Annotated in this window: 21 protein-coding genes; 6 read left to right on the top strand and 15 right to left on the bottom strand. The window is 68.3% G+C overall.

All coding sequences use genetic code 11. The annotated features are described in order from the left end of the window. Window positions 1-5: 5 nt before the first annotated feature. On the bottom strand, window positions 6-683 hold the full coding sequence (locus QE416_RS07560) for a GTP pyrophosphokinase family protein (protein ID WP_210072388.1): 678 nt from the start codon (window positions 681-683) through the stop codon (window positions 6-8). 43 nt (window positions 684-726) lie between these two features. After that, window positions 727-870: a hypothetical protein gene (locus QE416_RS07555; protein ID WP_210072389.1), complete on the bottom strand. Its 144-nt coding sequence runs from the start codon at window positions 868-870 to the stop codon at window positions 727-729. Between the two features lie 118 nt (window positions 871-988). Between QE416_RS07555 and QE416_RS07550 the strand changes: the two genes are divergently transcribed. Continuing rightward, the gene (locus tag QE416_RS07550) at window positions 989-1315 is read left to right on the top strand and encodes a hypothetical protein (RefSeq protein ID WP_267786059.1); all 327 of its coding nucleotides are present in this window, start codon (window positions 989-991) and stop codon (window positions 1313-1315) included. Window positions 1316-1318: 3 nt separating this feature from the next. Here QE416_RS07550 and QE416_RS07545 read toward each other — a convergent pair whose 3' ends face one another. Further along, window positions 1319-1636, bottom strand: coding sequence for a hypothetical protein (locus QE416_RS07545; protein ID WP_056226105.1), 318 nt, complete (start codon window positions 1634-1636; stop codon window positions 1319-1321). Between the two features lie 112 nt (window positions 1637-1748). Here QE416_RS07545 and QE416_RS07540 point away from each other — a divergent pair, with 112 nt between their 5' ends. After that, window positions 1749-2060, top strand: a complete 312-nt coding sequence (locus QE416_RS07540; RefSeq protein ID WP_210072391.1) for a hypothetical protein — start codon at window positions 1749-1751, stop codon at window positions 2058-2060. A 1-nt stretch (window position 2061) separates the two neighbouring features. Here the strand turns inward: QE416_RS07540 and QE416_RS07535 are convergent, their stop codons facing one another. Next, on the bottom strand, window positions 2062-2331 hold the full coding sequence (locus tag QE416_RS07535; protein WP_267786055.1) for a three-helix bundle dimerization domain-containing protein: 270 nt from the start codon (window positions 2329-2331) through the stop codon (window positions 2062-2064). Between the two features lie 80 nt (window positions 2332-2411). Beyond that, window positions 2412-2936, bottom strand: coding sequence for a MarR family winged helix-turn-helix transcriptional regulator (locus QE416_RS07530; protein WP_210072393.1), 525 nt, complete (start codon window positions 2934-2936; stop codon window positions 2412-2414). 135 nt (window positions 2937-3071) lie between these two features. Between QE416_RS07530 and QE416_RS07525 the strand changes: the two genes are divergently transcribed. Then, complete coding sequence (locus tag QE416_RS07525) at window positions 3072-3560, top strand: MarR family winged helix-turn-helix transcriptional regulator (protein ID WP_210072394.1); 489 nt, start codon at window positions 3072-3074, stop codon at window positions 3558-3560. Window positions 3561-3587: 27 nt separating this feature from the next. On the opposite strand, the gene QE416_RS07520 is transcribed toward QE416_RS07525, so the two are convergent. After that, entirely contained in the window at window positions 3588-3827 is a 240-nt protein-coding gene (locus tag QE416_RS07520) for a DUF3072 domain-containing protein (protein WP_115915964.1), read from the bottom strand. A 78-nt stretch (window positions 3828-3905) separates the two neighbouring features. Between QE416_RS07520 and QE416_RS07515 the strand changes: the two genes are divergently transcribed. Continuing rightward, on the top strand, window positions 3906-4871 hold the full coding sequence (locus QE416_RS07515; protein ID WP_267786053.1) for an alpha/beta fold hydrolase: 966 nt from the start codon (window positions 3906-3908) through the stop codon (window positions 4869-4871). A gap of 98 nt (window positions 4872-4969) precedes the next feature. Next, complete coding sequence (locus QE416_RS07510) at window positions 4970-6073, top strand: FUSC family protein (RefSeq protein WP_267786052.1); 1104 nt, start codon at window positions 4970-4972, stop codon at window positions 6071-6073. 21 nt (window positions 6074-6094) lie between these two features. Here the strand turns inward: QE416_RS07510 and QE416_RS07505 are convergent, their stop codons facing one another. The 5 genes from QE416_RS07505 to QE416_RS07485 form a co-directional block, all read right to left on the bottom strand. After that, entirely contained in the window at window positions 6095-7339 is a 1245-nt protein-coding gene (locus QE416_RS07505; protein WP_307314938.1) for an ADP-dependent glucokinase/phosphofructokinase, read from the bottom strand. Between the two features lie 18 nt (window positions 7340-7357). Further along, window positions 7358-8221: a ketose-bisphosphate aldolase gene (locus tag QE416_RS07500; protein WP_307314934.1), complete on the bottom strand. Its 864-nt coding sequence runs from the start codon at window positions 8219-8221 to the stop codon at window positions 7358-7360. A gap of 35 nt (window positions 8222-8256) precedes the next feature. Then, window positions 8257-9129 (bottom strand): carbohydrate ABC transporter permease, encoded by an 873-nt coding sequence (locus QE416_RS07495; RefSeq protein ID WP_307314930.1) that lies wholly within the window; start codon window positions 9127-9129, stop codon window positions 8257-8259. 2 nt (window positions 9130-9131) lie between these two features. Then, a complete protein-coding gene (locus QE416_RS07490; protein ID WP_307314924.1) occupies window positions 9132-10061 on the bottom strand; it encodes a carbohydrate ABC transporter permease in 930 nt (309 codons plus the stop codon). A gap of 73 nt (window positions 10062-10134) precedes the next feature. After that, window positions 10135-11430, bottom strand: coding sequence for a sugar ABC transporter substrate-binding protein (locus QE416_RS07485; RefSeq protein WP_307314921.1), 1296 nt, complete (start codon window positions 11428-11430; stop codon window positions 10135-10137). A gap of 230 nt (window positions 11431-11660) precedes the next feature. On the opposite strand from QE416_RS07485, the gene QE416_RS07480 reads away from it, so the two are divergent. Next, window positions 11661-12467, top strand: a complete 807-nt coding sequence (locus tag QE416_RS07480) for a DeoR/GlpR family DNA-binding transcription regulator (protein WP_307314918.1) — start codon at window positions 11661-11663, stop codon at window positions 12465-12467. 9 nt (window positions 12468-12476) lie between these two features. Here QE416_RS07480 and QE416_RS07475 read toward each other — a convergent pair whose 3' ends face one another. The 4 genes from QE416_RS07475 to QE416_RS07460 form a co-directional block, all read right to left on the bottom strand. Next, window positions 12477-13280, bottom strand: coding sequence for a DUF1206 domain-containing protein (locus QE416_RS07475; protein ID WP_307314914.1), 804 nt, complete (start codon window positions 13278-13280; stop codon window positions 12477-12479). A 16-nt stretch (window positions 13281-13296) separates the two neighbouring features. Next, a complete protein-coding gene (locus tag QE416_RS07470; protein ID WP_307314912.1) occupies window positions 13297-13977 on the bottom strand; it encodes a phosphatase PAP2 family protein in 681 nt (226 codons plus the stop codon). A gap of 69 nt (window positions 13978-14046) precedes the next feature. Beyond that, on the bottom strand, window positions 14047-14502 hold the full coding sequence (locus QE416_RS07465) for a TetR/AcrR family transcriptional regulator C-terminal domain-containing protein (protein WP_307314910.1): 456 nt from the start codon (window positions 14500-14502) through the stop codon (window positions 14047-14049). A 10-nt stretch (window positions 14503-14512) separates the two neighbouring features. After that, complete coding sequence (locus QE416_RS07460; RefSeq protein WP_307314907.1) at window positions 14513-14728, bottom strand: TetR/AcrR family transcriptional regulator; 216 nt, start codon at window positions 14726-14728, stop codon at window positions 14513-14515. Between the last annotated feature and the right edge of the window lie 16 nt (window positions 14729-14744).

Here is a 14744-nt window from a genome sequence, read left to right as displayed (position 1 = left end):
GCGCGTCAGAGCGAGACCACTCCGGGGTGCGCACCGCGGATCTCGCGGTGGAGCCGCTCCATGCGGGTGTCGAGCTCGGCGGCGGTGTCGGCGGCGTTCTTGAGCTCGGCGAGCAGATCGTCGGGGACGAGGCGGTCGTACTTGTAGTAGATCTTGTGCTCGAGGCTCGCCCAGAAGTCCATGGCGATCGTGCGGAACTGCACCTCAACGGGCACGTCGACGCGACCGGTCGACAAGAAGACCGGTACCTCCACGATCACGTGCAGGCTCTTGTAACCGTTCGCCTTCGGCTGGGCGATGTAGTCCTTGACGTCGCGCACGGTGATGTCGTCTTGGCGGGTCAGCAGGTTCGAGAGCCGATAGGCGTCGTCGATGAAGCTGCACGTGACCCGGATGCCGGCGATGTCGGTGATCGAGGCACGGATGGAGTCGAAGTCGGTCTCGATGCCCTTGCGGCGGACCTTGTCGACCAGGCTGTCCGGCGACTTGACCCGGCTCGAGACGTGCTCGATCGGGTTGTAGGCGTGCATCTCTTGAAACTCTTCGCGCAGGATAGAGATCTTCGTCTCGACCTCGGCGAGCCCGAAGCGGTACTCCATCAGGAACCGCTGGAACTCGTCGCGCATCGCTCGCAGGGCCGCACTCGAGACGGTGATCTGCTGTTCGTCCAGCGGGTCCGACATGCGCACGAACGTAACGGACACGACTACGAGGCCGCTGAGAGCCTCACGCCCGGGGTGGTTCCGCCGAGGCGCGCGGGACCAGCTCGCCGTCGATGACGTCGATGCCGATCAAGCCCTGGAACACATCCGGAAGGTCATCCGGGTCGTTCCCCGATTCAGGATGCCGAGGCGTGGGGGGATTGGTCACGGCGCCCTCCTTCCGTGCTCTTTCCTCACTGTGGCAGGCGAACCCGCCACGCCCGGCGGTCTTGACACCTGGCATCCCGCCGCGTATCCGCGACACGCTCTGGCGTATCGTGGGCCGCATGGGGACCATTCACTACGGCGGCAGCGGCACGACCGTGCACATCGAGGACCGCGCCCTGGCTCACCTGAAAGTCGTCATCTCGACCAAGCTCCGCCGCGGCGAGAGCTTCACGTTGTCGTGGCGACACCGCGACGACGAAGAGCGCGGCCGCAGCACGCTCTGGCTGCACCCGGCGATTCCGCTGCGTTTCGTCTTCGACGACAGCGAACCCACCACGCTCAGCCGGGAGTGGATCGAACGACTGGCCGACTCCGCAAACTCGTCGGGCGGGATCATGCTCGTACCCGAGGACATCAGCCCGACTGCCGAGTCCGAGAAGAGCTGACGCTCACCCCTCTTCGACGAGGGCGTCCTCGCTCGGCTCGGGCGTGATCGCCAGACCGTTCGGGCCGGATGCCGCGAGCATGAGGTCTTCGACCCAGACCCGGTTGATGCGCGGCTGACGGCTGCCGTAGAAGTGGAACTGGATCGGCACAGAGGGGTGCATCCAGAAGCTGCGCCGACCGCTGCCGTCGCCGACCTCGACGTCGAACATGAACGACTCGGAACGCCGAAGCTTGTTCATCACGACGATGCGCAGGTGTGCGAGCGTACGGTCGTCGATGTCGACCGCGTTGGCAACGGTGTCGTAGATGAATCTACCCATGCCGTCGAGCCTATCCGAGGAACGCACGTCGAGCCGCTTTCCGGGATGCCACGTCGCGTCGCGCGAATCAACCCCGGTGGGCGGCTCGTTCGGGCACGACTAGCGTGCCGGTGTGGGAACGCTTTACTACGGCGACGTCGCGTCGCCGATCGAGATCGAGGATCGCGCCCTGGCGCACGTCAAGGTGGTCATCGCGACCAAGCTCCGCCGCGGCGAGAGCTTCACCTTGTCGTGGACGCACGGACCCGGCCAGGAGGTGGGGCGCAGCACCGTGTGGCTGCATCCTTCGATTCCGCTGCGCTTCGTCTTCGACGAGCCGGAGCCGGCTCTGTTGAGCCGAGCGTGGATCGAGGCGCTCGCGACGTCGGCGAACTCGTCGGGTGGGCTGCTGCTCGTCGACGAACCGGACTCGTCCGGCTCCTAGATCAGACGACCGTCTGGTCGAGGATCTCGCGCGCACCCTCTTCGACCGCGGTGGGTACCACGAGGGGACGCCCAGCCGAGAAGGCCTCCCACTCGCGGAGGACGATCGCCTCGACGTGGGTCGGATCCTCGAGCGGGTAATCCGCCCGCAGGCGGGCCACCACAGCTCGGAACGAGGCGACCTCGACCCCGTCGACTTCGCGCAGGTTCTCAGCGTGGGCGCCGGCCGCTGCGGGCGCGACGACCGCCGCGTCGCTCACCGGATCGTGCATGGCTCCATGGTTTCACGCCGCGAATGCGCCGCCTAATGTTTCGGCGATAAGTAGGCGGACTACCTACCTAGCGACGCCCGTCAGCGACCGGGCTCGGCCTCGACCGGGTGCGGGTCGACCTGATCGACGGCATCCTGGAGCCGGCCGAGGCACGCGATCACGGCCGCGCTGTCTTCGGGGCTCATGTCGACGACCGCCGCCATCATGCGGGCGTGCATCGACCCGAGAGTCGCGCGCACCTCTTCGTCGCTCACTTCGGTCGCGACGATGAAGATGCTCCGCCGATCGGTGGGGTGAGGGACACGGGTGACGTGGCCCGTCTTCTCGAGGCGGTCGACGATCGCCGTCGTCGAGGCCGTCGAGACCCCGAGGTATCGGGTCAGCTCGCTCGGAGATACCTGCCGGCCCTGCCCCGCCGCCTTGATGAGGTAGCGCAGCACCAGGAGCTCGTTCTCGCCCATCGACATCGACTCGCGCGTTCGACGACGCATGGCGACCTCGGCAGCGCGATAGACGCGAAAGGCCTGGAGGACGTCGACGGCTCGGCGACGACGATCCTCATCGCTCGCGCCGTACCAGTAGCGCGACTCGGACCCTGTTTCCACCTGGGCATCTTATGCCAGGCTCCGCGATCAGCCCCCTGCCGATGCATCGAATGGACGGGTACCATCGAAGTACAACGGTCGACTACTTTATCGGCCTCAAAGACACTAGCTCATCGAGAGAACCGAGGAGGACAGATGAATGACGCGACGACCGCCGACGACGTGGTCAGAGCTCTCAACGACCTCACCGACTCCGGCGTTGCATCCGAGCGGCAGGCTCTTCACTCCCTCGGTATCGGTCCGAACGACGCCAAGGTTCTGCGGTTCCTCCTGCAGCGCTCCCCCGAAGACGAACCCGTGACCCCGCGGATCCTCGCATCGATGCTGGGCATCTCGTCCGCGGCCACGACCGCGCTCATCGATCGACTCGCGGATGCCGGATGGGTCGAACGCGAGCCGTACCCGGGCGACCGCCGGTCCATCGTGGTGCGCGAGACGATCGACGCCGATTCCCCCGCCCGACGCATCCTGTCGGTGCGGAGCACATCGGCGGCGGCGGCCGCCGAACGGCTGGGACCCGCGGAGCGACGCATCGTCGCCGACTTCCTCGACGACATCGCCCGCGGTGAGCGTCAGGACATCGACGGCATCTCGGCACACGAAGAGGCGTCCCGCGCGTCCTGACGAGGGGACGGCGGGACGCCTCGAAAATCACTCGGTGGCGCGACCGGTCTCGTTCTGCAGTCGGTCGATCTGCTCCGATGCCTCGGCCTTCGTCAGGTCGGCGGGGATCTCTTCGCCGGCTTCGCGAGCGAGCGTGTCGAGGTAGCTGCGCTGGGGAGCGGTCATCGGCTCGTCGCCGGTCACCCAGTCGGACGGATCTTTCTCGGCGGGGTTGTCGCCCTCGCGGACGGCACCCAGGGTCTCTTCTTCACGGGAGGTATCGCTCATGCAGGAAGGCTAAGCGGGGCTCCCGACACCGGGACCGGGATTGACAGGTCACCCAGGCGGGTAGGGCATCCTGGGGCGGTGCCCGAAAAACCGCGTCCCGCCGACGTCGACGTCCAGACGTATCGCCGTGGCCCGTCGCGCACGCGCGTGACGCGCGTGCCCACGACCGCGGACACCGGGCGCTCCTTCGTGCTCGTCGCCGGCATCGGAGTCGCGTCGACGTACTTCGAGTTCCTCGCGCCCCTGCTGGCCGAGGAGGGCGAGGTGTACGCGCTCGACCTCCCCGGGTTCGGCGGGGTCCCGGCATCCGGAGAATCCCCCACCGCCGCCTACTTCGCCGATCAGGTCGAGGGGGTGCTCGATCACTACGGCCTGGACGACCCCGTCCTGATCGGGCATTCGATGGGGACGCAGGTGGTCACCGAGGTCCTCGCGCGCCGCCCCGGCCTCTCGCACGCGGTGCTGGTGAGCCCCGTCGTCGACGAGGCGGAGTCCACCGCGATCGTGCAGGGAGTGCGATTCGTCCAGTCGACCGTGCGCGAGTCGATCCACATCGCGCTGCTCGCCGTGTCGGCCTATCTGCTGTGCGGGTTCCTCTACTTCTTCGAGGCGCTGCCGCACATGCTGCGCTACCGCATCTCGGACCGCATCGGCGCGGGACGAGCGACGCTGCTGCTCATCCGGGGCGAGCACGACCGCCCCTCGCCCCGTCGCCTGCACTCGAGACTCGTCGCCCGCGCGCACAGGGCTCGGCGGTGGGAGATCGAGGGCGCCGCTCACTGCGTCGTGAATAGCCACGCCGTCGGGGTCGCTCGGCTCGTGCTGCGGCACATCGACGACGACCTGGCGCCGAAGGGGCGGATGCCGGCGTCGGAGGCGGCGGTGCCTCCCGCCGCTCACGCCGACCTGAGCATGGTGCTGGGAGCCGTGGCGAGCCGCCTCGCGGAATGGATCAGCGCGGCCCGTCACGACGAGGACGGGGTCGAGCGCGCGAAGGCCCGCCATGCGCGCGTCCTCTGGGACGCCTACCGCCCCGGGCGCTGAGTCCTAACCCGGCGACCCGAGCGGGGCAACCCCCACGACGGCTCGGTCGCCGACATCGAGCATGGGAGCGTGTCGACTCGCCCGCGCACCCGCCGCTCATGACCGTCCCCGCCGCCCTCGACCCCCGCCGATGGTGGTCCGACGCGATCACGACCGACCGCCTGCTGCTCGCCGCCAAGACCGCTGCGGCGGCGGCGCTGGCCTGGTACCTCGCCCCTCTCGTCCCCCTCGCGCAAAGCGAGTACTCGTACTACGCGCCGCTCGGAGTGCTGGTGAGCATGTACCCGACCGTCGCGCGCTCCGCCTCGAGCGGGGTCCAGGCCGTGGTCGGTCTGGCACTCGGAATCGGCCTGGGCCTGGCGAGCCTCGCCGTCGTCGGCACGGGCCTGCCCCGCATCGTCGCGGTGGCCGCCGTGATCCTGATCGGGGTGCTGCTCGCGGGGGTGCGCGCCCTCGGCGTCGGGCGCGACTGGGTGGCCATCGCGGGACTCTTCGTGCTGCTGCTGGGCGGCGCCGACCCCGACGGGTACTCCGTGTCGTACCTGGTCACGATGGCGTTCGGTGTGGTGGTGGGCGTCGTGGTGAATCTGCTCGTCGTTCCGCCGCTCCGGGTGAAGAAGGCCGACGACCGACTGAGTCGCCTTCGCGACGCCCTCGGCGAGGCGCTCGGGGCGATGTCGACCTCGCTCGCGGGCCGCTCCTTCGACCCCGAGGCCGCCGACCGGGCCGCCTCCGCGCTGGAGGACACCCTCGTCGAGGTCCGCGAAGAGGTCGACCTGGCCGATGAGAGCCGTCGTTACAACCCGCGCGGCCGTCGGCTGAAGACACCGCGCGACCTCGATCGACGCCGTCTGGACGCCTTGACCGGCACCGCGGATGCCACCCGTGAACTGGCCGCGGCACTGGCACGACTCACCGTGGGTCCCGACGTCGACACCCGTCTTCCTGCCGAGGTGCGCCGCACCCTCGCCGACGCGATCGACGCGGTCTCGCCCCTGGTCACGACGCCACCCGAACCCGAGGCCGACGCGGGCAGCCTGCGCGCGGCGGAGAAGTCCCTCACGCGCTACACCGAGAGCCTGCGCGCCCTCGACGCGCACGAGGAGCCCCTCGACGCGTGGGAGGCCGCCGTCAGCCTCCGCCGCGTGATCGCGGCGTGCGGGCCGTTCTCGGACCCGGATGCCGACACCGCGGCGCGTTGAGAGATCCGGGGCCGCGCCAGCTCAGCCCGGCGCTCCGCCCACGGCGTCGAGGGCGCGATCCAGAGCGGCCGCGGTCGCGTGCCGCGCAGCGGCCGGGACGGCCGCCAGGAAGCCGCCGACGAACGTGTCCCCCAGGCCGATCGTCGTGGGATCGGCGGTGTCGACGAGGTACGCCGGCACGCCGACCGCCTTTCCGCTCCGCTGCAGGGCAGCGACCACCGCCGCTCCCCCGGGATGGCGCGCGAATCTCGCGGTGGCATCGAGGTCGGCTGCCGTGCACGCGTCGCCGAGCCGGTAGCGCGTCGCCGCGGTGCGCACGGCGCTCTCGAGTCCCGTTTCGTGCCGCGCCGCCGAGGGACCGACGGCGAGCGCCCAGTACTTCGTGTGCACGACCAGCGCCCGTGCCGGAATGAGCCCGTGCGCCTCGGCGAGGGCCGCCGCGACGTCGTCCGGCGAGAGCAGATCGACGGAGCGCCCCAGGTACTCCTGCAGTTCGTCCTCGTTCATGCCGTACACGTCGATGCGCTCGAGCAGTCGCCTCCGTACGCGGGCGGAGAGCTCGCGCTGGTAGAACCCCGCGTCTTCGTAGTACACGAGGGCATCGGCGGGAAGACGGCGCATCGCGCTCACCAGGTCGTCGAGCCGGGCCTCGAGCAGATCGGCATCCTGCATGGTGTTGAAACCCGAGACGAGGAAGGCCGCAGCCGACTCGAGAGCGTCGCCGAGTCGGTCGGCGATCGCCATCTCGCGGTTGGGCGCGTCATTGGCGAAGATCAGGCGATTGGAGGCCGTGGCCGTCACCGCTCCGTCGACCACGCGCACGGTCGTGCCCTCGGGGTACTGCACGATGAGGTGCGGGTCGAGGGTGTCACGCGTCGCCGACGAGACGATCCTCATCGACGACGGCAGAAGTCGCCGGACATTGTCGTCGATGCTGACGAGGTGCTGCACCGTCGGGATGCCGATGCGATCGAGCGCGATCCCGGCCCGCACCCCCGTGCCGCCCAGGGTGACGTTCTTGTCGAAGTGCGCCGCGAAGCGCTCCACGATCTCCGACGAGAGCACGAAGCGCTCGCCTCCCCCGCCGGTGGCGAGGAAGGCGAGCACCGTCACGATGAGCGCGCGCTCGTCGATGATGGGCGTCGTGGTGGTCAACTCGTCGAGCCGGATGCCGTGCTCCGCCGCGAGGGCGGTGAGCACCTCGGCATCCCACCGGATCTCGTAGTCGACGGTTCCGCCGAGCCCGAGGACGAGGTCTTCCCCCATGGCGCCGGTCTCCTTCGATCAGTACAGGTCGGCCTTGCCGGCGGCGCCGAACAGGTCGATCTTCTCAGCGGCGATGACCTTCATCGCCGCGATGCACTCGGGCTGGATGGCGTTGGGCTCGCGCAGGCGACGGTCGGTGCCGAGCACCTCGCGCATGCGGTCGTGGTAGGCCACCTTGATGTCGCTGGAGATGTTGATCTTGTTCACGCCCAGCTCCACCGCCCGGCTCAGCTCGCCGTCGGGGTTGCTCGACCCGCCGTGCAGCACGAGCGGGATGCCGACCGCCGCCTTGATCTGCTCGAGCAGGTCGTGGCGCAGCTCGGGGTTCTTCTCGGCCGGGTAGAGCCCGTGCGAGGTGCCGATGGCGATGGCGAGGCTGTCGACCCCGGTCTGCTCGACGAAGCGCACGGCGTCGTCGACGTTGGTGTAGATGATCTCGGCGGCACCGGACTCGCCGTAGCTGTCGTTCGCGCCGATTGTTCCGAGCTCGCCCTCGACTTGCACGCCGACCGCGTGGGCGGCTTCGACGACCTTGCGGGTCAGGGCGACGTTCTGCTCGAAGGGCTCGAGCGAGGCGTCGATCATGACCGAGGTGAAGCCGGCCTGGATGGCCTGGACGATCTGCTCGTACGTTCCGCCGTGGTCCCAGTGGATGGCGACGGGCACGCTCGAGCGGTGCGCGCGAGCGTGCATCGCGGGGATGAGGTCGGTGGTGATGTGCGAGACCTCGTCGGGGTGGATGGCGATGATGACCGGAGCGTTCTTCTCCTCGCTGATGTCCATGATCCCGGTGAACATCGCCCAATCGCTGATGTTGAAAGCCGGGATGGCGAAGCTGTGGGCGTTCGCTACGTCGAGGATGGACTTGCCGGTGTAGAGCACGGATTTCTCCTTGTTCGGGGTTGGGTGTGCGGAGGTCAGCTCTTCACCGAGCCGGCCGTGAGGCCGCTGATGAAGAAGCGTTGGAAGAAGAGGAAGAGCAGCAGCACGGGGATCGAGCCGAGGATGCTCATCGCCATGATCTGGTTCCACTCGTAGGAGTGCTGGCCCATGAGCAGCTGGATGCCGATCGGCACGGTGCGCATGTCGATGGTGCGCGTGAGGGTGAGGGCGAAGAGGAACTCGTTCCACGCGATCATGAACGTGTAGATCCCCACCGAGACGATCCCGGGGATCGAGATGGGCACGAGCACCCGCCAGAGGGCGGTGAACGAGCCCGCGCCGTCGACTCGGACGGCCTCGTCGAGTTCCTTCGGCAGGGTGTTGAAGTACCCGGTCATCATGATGATCGCGTAGGGCAGCGTGAACACCATGTACGTGAAGATGAGGCCCGGATAGGTGTTGTAGAGGCCGAGCCCCACCATCAGACCGAAGTACGGGATCAGCAGCGTGATCGGCGGGACCGCCTGGACGCTGACGATGATGACGTTGACGACGCGCTTGCCGCGGAACTCGAATCGGCTGAAGGCGTACGCCGCCTGGATCGCGACGAGCAGCGTCAGGATCGTCACCGCCCCCGCCACGACATAGCTGTTGATGAAGAAGCGCACCGTCTCGGGGTTGGTGAAGATCGAGATGTACGCGTCGAGCGAGAAGGTGTCGGTGATGAGGCGCGGGGGGAGCTCGAAGATCTGCGTGTTCGACTTGAACGAGCTCGAGAGCATCCACAGCACGGGACCGGCGGCGAAGACCGCGCCGATCAACAGGCCGATGAGCACGCCGGTCTTGGCGAGCCGGCGGCGCGCGATCGCGCTGGTGGCGCGCGGGCGCGCGGTCGTGGTCGAGGCCATGGTCAGTCCCTCGCCTTCTGGTGGCGGACGTAGAGCACCGCGATGATCATCGACATCACCAGGACCAGCACCGCCGAGGTGGAGGCCATCGAGAAGTCGTACTTCGCGAATGCGAGCTTGTAGGTGAAGGTGCTGAGCATCTCGGTGACGTCGATGGGACCGCCGCCCGTGGTCAGCCAGATGAGGGCGAACTGCTGCGACGTCCAGATGAGGTCGAGCAACAGCAGGCTCACGATGATGGGACGCAGCTGGGGGACGGTGACGTTCCAGAAGCGCTGCACGGGGCTGGCACCGTCGACGGTCGCGGCCTCGTAGAGGTCGCTCGGAATCCCCTGGAGACCGGCGAGCAGGCTCACCATGAAGAACGGGTAGCCGGCCCAGATGTTGATGAAGGTGACCGTCCCCAGCGCCAGTTGCGGCGAGGCGAGCCACTCGATGTTCGTGTGGAGCAGGAAGTTGACGATGCCGTTCGGGGCGAGCAGCATGCGCCACAGCACGGCGATGACGGCGACCGTGAAAAGCCACGGGAGCACGTAGAGCCCGCGGAAGATCGCCCGGGGGACCGCGCCGATGAGCCGGCTGTTGAGCAGGAGGGCGAACGAGAGTCCGAGCACGAGGTGCGCGGCGACGCTCGTGAGGGTGAAGAAGAGGGTGTTGCCCGTCGCCTTCCAAAAGCCGGAGTCGGTGAGGATCGCGATGTAGTTGTCGAGACCCACGACCTCGGGGCTCTTGTTGAGGATGACGTTGTCCTGGAACGAGTACCCGATCACCATGACGATCGGGACGATCATCAGGACGAACAACAGGATCAGCGTCGGAGACAGGAACGCGTAGGCCTCGCCGGCCTTGCGCAGCTGCCGGGTGCGGCGGGAGGCGGGTCGTCCGGTGACGATCACCTCGGTGTCGGGGGGTGTGAGAGTGCGCATGGTCATGATGTGCGGCTTTCGCTGAGCGGGATGCCGCACCGCGAGCGGTGGCGGTGCGGCATCCCGGTTCGGGGTCGGATCAGAACTCCGACGTCCATTCGTCCTGCGTCTTGGTGAGCGCGTCGCTCATCGACTGCTGTCCGTCGAGAGCCGACTGGAACTGGGTGCCGAACTGTCGCATGAGCTCCTCGGCGACGGGCAGACCCGTGAACTCGTTCGCCGGGTAGCCCTTCTTGTAGATGTCGAACGCCGTCTTGAACAGCTCGTCGTCCGCGACGAAGGTCGGCACGCTCTCGGTGTTGCCGGGGAACGCCTTGGCCATCGTCGACAGCTCGCTGTTGACGTCCTTGCCCATCAGGAACTGCACGAGCTTGAAGGCGGCATCCTTGTGCTGCGAGTTCTCGGCCACGCCGATGCCCCACGAGGCGTAGGGGATGCCGCGCTCTCCGGTGAAGCCGTCTTCGGCCGGGATCGCCGAGATCGAGAACTTCAGGTCGGGGTTCGACTGTCGGATCAGATTGATGTGGGCCAGCGAGTCGATCATCATGCCGACACGTCCGTTGGTGAACTCCTCGACCTTGTCCTGCTCCTTCATCGTGAAGGATCCGGGAGCGATGACCCCGTCCTCCCAGAGCTGCTGGATGTAGTCGGTGGCCGAGGTCACGGCCTTGTTCGTCAGGTCGGGCTTGCCGTCCTTCAGCATCGACCCGCCCGAGGCCCACACCCATGACATGACGTCGTTCTGCACGCCGTTGGGGGCTTCGAGCGAGAGCGGGAGGACCCACCCCGACACGTCTCCGCCGAGGGCCTTGATCTTCTTCGCCGCGTCGGCGAACTCCGTGCGAGTCGACGGCGGAGAGCTGACACCGGCCTGCGAGAGCAGCCCGTCGTTGGTGAACATGGGGTAGACGAAGTTGACCACGGGGATCATGTAGGTGCTGCCGTCGACCTTGATCTGGCTGGCGAGCTGGCTGTCGTCGTAGCCGGAGTCGCTCATCAGCTTCGACAGATCGGCGATCACGCCCTGCTTGGCGAAGTCGCTGACCCACGCACCGTCGAGACCGACGACGTCGGGCATGGTGCCGGATGCCGCCCCGGCGAAGAGCTGCTCCTTCGTAGAGGCGTAGGGCCCGCTGACGAGGTCGACCTTGATACCGGGGTTCTCCTTCTCGAACTCGTCCATGAGTCCGCGGAACGCTCCGTCGCCGAGCTCCGGCTCCCACCACTGGGCGAACTCGATCGTGACGTTCCCGTCCGACGACGCTCCCGAATCGTCCGACGAGCACCCCGCCATCGCCAGGAGGGTCGTGGCCGCTGCCGCGGCACCGACGAGCTTGATGGCGTTCCGACGCCGGCGCCCGCTGTTGTCCATCATTTCTCCTCGTTGAGATCTGCCGCATTTCGCGCTGTTCTGCGCGTTCTTGCGTCTTTCAGCACGAGTATGCGCCCCTTTGCAAGAAGCCGCAAGAGCTCGATGCAGATCCGTGATAATTCCGGCAGGAGACCGCGTCAATGTCCGCAAACAACGGGCTTGGAGTGCTGTTCTCTGCCGTTTTCGCACAAATTCTGCGGACCGACATGCCGCTCTGTGCTAGAGATGACGGCATGGACGCATCCACCGCCACGGTCAAGCGACGGCTCCCCGCGGGCCGCAAAGCCGAGCTGGCCGCCTACGTCGCCGAGTCGGGCCAGGTGACCGTCGTCGACCTCGCCTCGCACTTCGGCGTCTCGATCGACACGGTCCGCCGCGACCTCGACCAGCTCGATCGCGAAGGGATCGTCGTGCGCACACACGGCGGTGCCGTCAGTGCGATGTCGGTCCCCGGCCGCGACCGCGGCCTCGACGTACGCCTGCAGATGCAGATCTCCGAGAAGGAGCGCATCGCCGCGCTCGCCGCCGACCTCATCGAGGACGGATCCGTCCTCATGCTCAACGCCGGCACCACGACGCTGGCGGTCGCCCGAGCCCTGCGCAATCACCGGAACCTCACGATCGCGACGAACAACCTGCGTATCCCCGCCGAGATCTCCCCCAGCGTGTTCCGCGATCTCTACATCTTCGGCGGCGCGGTCCGCACCATCACCCAGGCCACGACCGGCCCGGTGACCCTGGCGATGAACTCGCACACCCCCGAGGTCGACATCCGCTGCGACTACGCCCTCATCGCGGTCGGCGCGGTCGACGGCTCCGGCTTCTCGACCAGCAACCTCGGCGACGCGACCATGATGAGCGAGATGATCCAGCGCGCGGATCGCACCGCGATCCTGGCCGACTCCTCGAAGCTCGACCGACGCTTGTTCGCCCAGGTGGGCCCCCTCGAGAAGGCCGACTACCTCATCACCGACGCCGAGCCGTCACCCGAGCTGTCCGCCGCCCTCGCCGAGGCCGGCGTGACCGTCGTCACTGCCTGATCAGCGCGCTCACATCCGGGCGTACCGGGCCCGGGCGAAGCAGAAGAGCCCGTACACGACGAGCCCCGCGCCCACGAGCCACAGGACGACCTGCCCGAACGGCAGGCTCGCGAGCGAGCGCAGCGCCGAGTCGATGCCGCCGGCCGCGTTCGGATCGTGCAAGAAGGCCGCGACGATGAAGAGGATGCCGGCGACGCCCACCGCGATCCCCTTGGCGACATAACCGATCATTCCGAAGGTCCGGATGCCACGCCCCGCCGTCCCGCCCGGGCTCGACAGGTTCTTCATGAAGGCCTTGGTGACACCGCGCACGACGAAGGCGACGCCGATCACCGCCACCGCCAGACCGACGACGACCAGGAGGACGATGCCCCCGGGCATGGCGAGAAGCTGCGCACTGAGAGTGCGCGACGACTGCGAGGAGTCCGAGTGTCCGCCCGAGACGATCGTGAAGCCGGTGACGGCGATCGCCCCGTACGCGACGGCCGTTCCCACGTATTTCGCGCGGTGCGCCCAGCGCTTCTTCTCGTCGGGGTCGCGCTCGGCGACGGCATCCACGACCTGCCAGACGGCAAGCGCCACGAGCCCGACGACGACGGCCCAGAGCAGCACCTTGCCCGCCGGAGCCTCGGCCACCTGTTGCAGGGCTCCGCTCTGGTCGGCGCTGTCGCCGCCGCTCCCGGTCGCAGGAGACACCGCGATCACCCCGATCAAGAGGTGCAGAAGCCCGAGGACCACGTAGCCGACGCGTGCGGCGACGCGGAAGGCGGTCGAATCCTGGGCTTTGTCGGCGGCGGCGGAGGCGCTGGTCATCCGGGAACCCTAGCGCTCAGCCGGACGCTGCCACCAGACGTTGCGCGCGGCGCACGCGCCACACCTCGACCAGCGCCCAGACGAGGGTGGCCACCGCCACTCCCTCCAGGAAACCCGCCGTGACGTCGCTGAGCCAGTGCGCGTGCAGGTAGGTGCGGCTCCACATCATCAGCAGCACCCAGACGGCGCCTGCCGCCCAGATCCACCCGCGGCGGAGGATCAGCGCGAGCGTCACCGCGATCGTCGTCGCGACGGCGGTGTGGCCCGAGGGGAACGAGGTCGCCTGGGTCTCGGCCAGCGAATCCATCGGTCGGGCTCGCGCGATGACAGCGGCGAGGGGCGCGCCGATGAGCACGACCAGGGCGATGGATGCCGCGACGTTCAGCGCATCCCACGGGCGCTTGACCAGGACGAAGACGACGGCGGTCGTGATGCCGATGACGATCATTCCGATCGTGCCGCCCACGATGGCGGGGATCCACGCGACGATGACCGCGACCGGGTCGGCGAGCGCGGCCATCGTGTCGTCCCACCACTGGTCGAACGCCAGCGGTGCTCCCCCGTCGAGATCGACGGCCAGTCGCAGCGCCACGAAGAGCACGGTCGCGACGATGCCCACGACCAGGGCGACCGGACGGCGCGCGTCGGACCTCGGCCGGTCGGGGAGGATCGCGGGCTCGTCCGTGGTGGCATCCATTCCGGAATCGTCCCAGGTCGGGATCCCCTCGGGCCAGGACTTGCCCTGCGCCCGAATGCGGGTTCGGCGTCAGCGGGGCCGAGCGGAGGCGATCAGCATGTCGAGCCCGAGCTCGAAGGCGCGGGTGGCCACGGGGTCCTCCGGGTCTTCGTCGGCGAGGGTGTCGAAAGCCGCCGAGAAGCGCGGGAACGCCTCTTCCTGGCCCGTGGGGTCGAACACCACGGAGGGCCCCGACATGTCGAGGACGCTGCCGAGGATGAAGGACTCGAAGGCGGTCAGCAGCGGGATGACATCGCGCAGCGTCCACCCGGCGGCCTCGGCGGCCGCCGCGAAGTCCTCGTACTGCGCGAGGAGGACGGGGGCCGACGCGCGCTCCGTCATCAGCAGCGGCACGACGCGGGCATGCCGGGCGAACGCGCGACGGTACGAGCGTCCCCAGGCGCGGAGCGCGTCTTCCCAGGGCAGCTCCCGCAGCGGCTGCGAATCGATGGGCGCCGACACGAGGGCGCGGACGTCCTCGACCATGGCTGCGCGGTTAGGGGACGTGGTTGTACAAAGACGCGGGGTTGACCCCGAGGCGTGCGGCGACGCGACGGATGCTCGCCCCGTCGGGTCCGTGACGGTCGACCAGGGCGAGGGCGGTTCGCGCGATCAGATCGCGGCTGAGCAGCGGCGTGTGCGGTCTGGCGATGGCGGCCTCCCGGGTCGGTGCGAGCCTGCGGGCGCGGGCTCCGAGTCCACTCTCGCACACATAAAACAAACGGTGT

This window comes from Microbacterium sp. SORGH_AS_0421 (assembly GCF_030818635.1).
GTDB lineage: Bacteria > Actinomycetota > Actinomycetes > Actinomycetales > Microbacteriaceae > Microbacterium.
This window is presented reverse-complemented; position numbering and strand designations above follow the sequence as displayed.